5 protein-coding genes are annotated in these 4,862 nt (G+C 63.4%); 4 read left to right on the top strand and 1 reads right to left on the bottom strand.

The window, feature by feature from the left end; translation table 11 throughout:
* The 4 genes from IIB36_20300 to IIB36_20285 form a co-directional block, all read left to right on the top strand.
* A partial coding sequence (locus IIB36_20300; GenBank protein MCH7534081.1) for a hypothetical protein occupies positions 1-1,454 on the top strand: 1,454 nt, incomplete at its 5' end.
* A 110-nt stretch (positions 1,455-1,564) separates the two neighbouring features.
* Positions 1,565-2,017 carry a hypothetical protein gene (locus IIB36_20295; GenBank protein MCH7534080.1) on the top strand — a complete coding sequence of 151 codons (453 nt, stop codon included), beginning with the start codon at positions 1,565-1,567 and terminating at the stop codon, positions 2,015-2,017.
* Between the two features lie 239 nt (positions 2,018-2,256).
* A complete protein-coding gene (locus IIB36_20290; protein ID MCH7534079.1) occupies positions 2,257-3,468 on the top strand; it encodes an ISL3 family transposase in 1,212 nt (403 codons plus the stop codon).
* A 672-nt stretch (positions 3,469-4,140) separates the two neighbouring features.
* A complete protein-coding gene (locus IIB36_20285; protein ID MCH7534078.1) occupies positions 4,141-4,326 on the top strand; it encodes a hypothetical protein in 186 nt (61 codons plus the stop codon).
* A 14-nt stretch (positions 4,327-4,340) separates the two neighbouring features.
* On the opposite strand, the gene IIB36_20280 is transcribed toward IIB36_20285, so the two are convergent.
* Positions 4,341-4,862, bottom strand: a 522-nt coding sequence (locus IIB36_20280) for a hypothetical protein (GenBank protein ID MCH7534077.1), incomplete at its 5' end; no start/stop codon positions are given.

Raw genomic sequence — 4,862 nt, 5'->3', positions numbered from 1 at the left:
CGTCGGCCGTCTTGGGCGGCGAGCGTTGGGAAGTATCGGTCGCGGTCATGCCCTTCGAAAACCGCACCGGCGATCCCGCGTTCGACAACCTCGGACGGTCGCTGGCCGACGAGGTCATCAACCGGCTCACCGCGGTGCCCGAAGTCCGTGTGATCGATACCTACACCGCGGCATCACTGATGAAGGACAGCCTCGGCACTCCGCGGCTGCTGGACACCTTGAACGTCGAGCACCTCATTCACGGCTACATCGAGGCCCGTGGCGGTGCGCTCATCGTCAACGTCTCGGAGTCGGACCTCGACGGATTCCTGTCCCTCCGCACGCAGCATCGGATCGACTTGGAGAGTCTCGACATCGCACAGGTGACCCTGGCGAACGCCGTGGCGCTGGCGTTCTTGAGAGAGGTCGGTCTCGAGGAAAGCTTCGATCCCGGAGGCTCCGTCATCGGTCCGGGAAGGAACGCGTACTTGGAGGGAAACACGGCGCTCGGGCAACGAACACCCGAAGCGATGCGAGATGCTGCCCGGTTGTTTCGCGAGGCGATCGCACTCGAGCCTCGGTCAGCGGCGGCCCTCTCGGCGCTGTCGTCCGCCTACGCGCTCGCGGTGTACTACAAGTACGATCTCGGGCTCCCCTCCTACCAGCTGGCAGCACGCTCCCTGGCCGCGGCGGATTCGGCGATCGCCGTGGGCCCGGCGGTCGCCAACGGATACTCGGCACGTGGATACATCCGCGCACTCGTGGGAATCGACCTCGACCAGGCCGAGGCCGACTTCGCGCGGGCCGAGCAGCTCGCCCCGAACGCCCCCAACGGACCGAGTTGGTCCGCGCGGATTCTGGCGGGCAAGGGACAGGTCGAAGCGGCGTTCCGGGAGGCCCGGCGGGCACGCGACCTCGACCCGCTCCAGGCCGGACGTCGAACGGCACTCGCTTCACTAGGATTTCAGCTCGGCAACTACGAGGTCGCCATCGAGGAGTCCAGAGAGGCGTATCGGCTCGAGGAGCGACTCACGCTCGCCAAGGCGTTCGAGGCGCGGGCTCTGGCCCTCACGGGTCGCGGGGCGCAATGCCTGGATCTGGACTTGGGCGTATACGCGTTGGTACGAGCCCTCTGCCTCCATTCCATCGGACGCGCGGCGGACGCACGTGCGATGGTCAGGGACACCGAGCAGCGGCTCGGCTCCACGGGCATCGGGGATGTCGACTACCTCCCCGAACTGGTGGCCCAGGACCTCGCGAGCTACTACGGCTTCGTGGGTGACGCCGAGGGAGCGGCACGCTGGGTCACGTACGCCTTCGACCTATCGCCCGCAGGTGTGGACGCACGCCTTCTCGGGTCGGCCCTGTTCGATCCGGTCCGACAGGCGCCGAGCTTCATCACCGCGCTGAACGAAGCCCAATCCCGGGCACGGGAGGAGGTCCTCAGCGCGCGCGCGCAGGTCGGTCCTCTGTAGAAGTTTCGCCGTTGCCGCCCTCCGGCTTCTCGACGCCGGACCCTTGAAGGCCCCAGGTCGGTAGGAGGTCCTGACTGAGCCACCGTCCTCCATCCGCGATCCATTCCAGCATGCGCAGCTCCCTTCGTGCTCTTCTCGTGGCGTGCATCGCCGTGCCCTCGACCGCCCACGCGCAGAGCGTCGCCGAGATCATGGCCGGAGTCCGAAGCGGCGGCAGCTGGGTCGAAGTTCCCATCACGAACGGGCGAGGCTCGATGAAGACGATGGCCATCCCGACCGGCGGCCTGACCCTGGCGGGGTGCCTGAACGTCTGGCCAGGGCATTCGGGCACTTGGGAGATCCGGGCTCACGAGAGCGTGGCGGATGGAGTGCTCGAGATCGACCTGTTGCCTGGGATCGGCGTTCGCTTCGCCCATACGTTCGGAATGCTGGCTCAGATCGACTTCGACTTCCGATGGAGCGAGCTCCGGGACACCACGCTGATGCTCTGGATCGGGCTCGAACTCGGGAGTGAGGCGAGCGAAGAGGCGTGTGAGCCGACGCAGCCGGGCAGCCAAATGTAGAAGGCTGTCGAAGAAGTACAGCGGGCCTCAACCCGCAAGCGGGTACCCGGGGGTCACGCGAGATAAGGACAGCCTTTTAGGGTTCTTCACCTGTTTGCGTACGCGGCGGCGGCAAACGGAGGGAGCGTTGGATGACGATGGGGTCGTGAGGAGGGGCGCGGAGGTATAGCGAAAACGTGGACATGATGGATCCTTGGGGGAGTCAAGGACGAACTCTTCCCCCACCAAAGGACCACACCATGTCCACGAGCCTATTGTATCATGCGTTCGGCATTCACGGCTACGTCTACCAGCGATCGGACTATATCGGGGGTGAGGTGCACCTCACCGTGGAACAGCCATCAGGTCGACTTCGATGCGCGGTGTGCAGAAGCCGACGGGTGATCCGGCGAGGGAATCGAACGCGTCGGTTCCGGGGCCTGCCGATCGGGAGGCGAGCGGTCTGGATCGTCCTGCGGGTGCCGCGCCTGGAGTGCAAAGCATGCGGGGCCGTGCGCCAGGCCGCAGTCCCGTTCGCTCCGGACCAACATCGGTACACGAAGCGGTTCGCCAGCTACGTGCTGGCTCTAGCCCGACACATGACGATGTGGGACGTGGCCCAGCACCTGGGCGTGAGCTGGAACTTGGTGAAGGCGCTCGTGAAGGAGGATCTCGAGCGCCGCTTCAGTCGACCCCGGCTCAAGGATCTACGGCTGCTGGCGATCGACGAGATCTGCATCGGGCGCGGGCATCGCTACCTGACGGTGGTGCTAGACCTGGTGACGGGCGCAGTGGTCTTCGTCGGTGAGGGCAAGGGAACCAAGGCACTCGACCCCTTCTGGAAACGACTGCGTGGATCGGGAGCTCGGATCCAGGCCGTAGCCATCGACATGTCGCAGGCCTACATCCTGGCCGTCAGGACGCACCTGCCTGAGGCCACCCTGGTCTTCGACCACTTCCATGTGGTGAAGTTGATGAACGACAAGCTCAGCGCTTTGCGACGGGAGCTGCAGCGCCAGGCGCAGGAGAAGGACAAGGAGGTACTCAAGGGCACCCGCTGGATCCTACTGAAGAACCCCAAGAATCTGGACGAGACGAGGGACGAGCAAGAACGCCTCCGCGCGGCGCTTGAGTTGAACGCGCCCCTGGCCGCGGCCTACTACCTGAAGGAGGATCTCCGTCAGCTCTGGAGTCAGCCCGACAAGCAGAGCGCCACCACCTTCCTGGTCGGCTGGATCGAACGAGCCCGCGCGACCGGCATTCGGCAACTCCGGCAGATGGCCAACACCCTGAGCCTGCACCGAACCGGTCTGCTGGCCTACTACGACGTGCCGATCAGCACCGGGCCCTTGGAGGGCACGAACAACAAGATCAAGACCCTCCAGAGACAGTCCTACGGCTTCCGTGATCCCGACTTCTTCCGACTCAAGATCTACGCCCTTCATGAAACCTGTCTCAAACTCGTCGGTTAACCTGCACGTACGCAAACAGGTGAAGAGCCGTAATGACGACGGTGTGCTTCACGTCAAGACCACCGTGGGACGGACGAGCCGGCGCCGGGATCTGGTCAGGTTGCGCGTGAATTCTAGGTTTGAAGTGGATTCTCGAGCAGGTTGCTCAGGAGACGGGCCCGGAGTTCACGCCTGATAAAACGCGGTCAGCTGTGTTGTGTCGTTTCATGTGTCGATTGGGCCGGTATTTGGGCCGATTCAAAGCGGCAGACTCCGACATTGGCAAGAGTGAATGACGGCATATCGTGCAGCCTGCCAATGGTTTAACGGTTTCTTGCCGGAATTCGGGCCGTTTTGAACCCGCTCATACAGCATGAGGTCTCACCGCGGCCTGGTTCGGAAGTACCCCGCCTTGTGAGTCAGCAGGAGGTGGGGACCGGCGGCTCACCCCGCGATACGGATTGGATGAATCTCGGGCGAGTCGCGTAAGAAGCGTCGCCAACCCACCTTCAGGCGGAAGATTACCGACATACGTCGCAGAGCATCTGTTAACCGGCATCGCCCGGGCAGGATTGCTGTCGTGAAACGTAGGACGGATGGCCGCGCGCCAAGTTCGTAGCACGAGCGGTGGGTGTTAGCGCCGTTGAATGATATCTCGCGCCGTGGTGTTGCGTGCGCTCAGAGGAGATGTGGATGGATGCGTCGATCGCGAGGGAATTCATGATCCGAGCCATCGATCAGGCTCGCGCATGTACCAGTGAGCCAGGTCGGATATCACCCAAGGTGGGTGCTGTGTTGGTACAGGGTGATGAACTCGTTGCCGAGGCGTTCCGTGGTGAGGTGGAAGCCGGTGAGCCTGCGGAACTCACCCTGCTGTAAAGGAAGCTGCCCGATCACACAGCTGCGGGCGCGACACTCTTCACGACGCTGGAACCCTGCACGTCGCGCAACGACCCGAAAATCCCGTGCGTAGAACGAATCATTGAGCGCCGCATCGCGAAGGTATATATCGGCGTGCTCGATCCGAATGACGAGGTCCGTGGAAGAGGTGAGCTGCGGCTGCGCGACGCAGGCATCCACGTGGCCCGTTTTGACTCCGAGCTCATGCCCGTCATCGACAGCGTGACGATCTCACCCGGCTCGACCTCGCGGACATACTCCGCGTCGGTGACTTTGTCGATCGCACAAGTCTCGCTGGCGACAATCCACGAGTCGCCGACTTTGCCCAGACAGAGCGGCCGATTGCCCGACGGATCGCGAACGGCTTCGATCCGATCCGGGTAGAGAATCAGCAGGCAATACGAACCGCGCAGATTGCGCAAAACCGAAGCCAGCGGATCCGGCGTCTCGGCGTGCTTCTTGTTGACCAGCATGTGCAGGATGACCTCGGTGTCGGAGGTCGTCAGGAAAATATG

The sequence above is a fragment of the Gemmatimonadota bacterium genome (genome assembly GCA_022560615.1).
GTDB lineage: Bacteria > Gemmatimonadota > Gemmatimonadetes > Longimicrobiales > Gaopeijiaceae > UBA1138.
The sequence above is the reverse complement of the archived record's forward strand: the minus strand, read 5'-3'. Positions and strand labels throughout refer to the sequence as shown.

Excerpts from the sequence above, each read along its gene's own strand:
- IIB36_20295 (MCH7534080.1), top strand. The coding sequence starts at position 1,565 with ATGCGCAGCTCCCTTCGTGCTCTTCTCGTGGCGTGCATCGCCGTGCCC.
- IIB36_20290 (MCH7534079.1), top strand. The coding sequence starts at position 2,257 with ATGTCCACGAGCCTATTGTATCATGCGTTCGGCATTCACGGCTACGTC.
- IIB36_20285 (MCH7534078.1), top strand. The coding sequence starts at position 4,141 with ATGGATGCGTCGATCGCGAGGGAATTCATGATCCGAGCCATCGATCAG.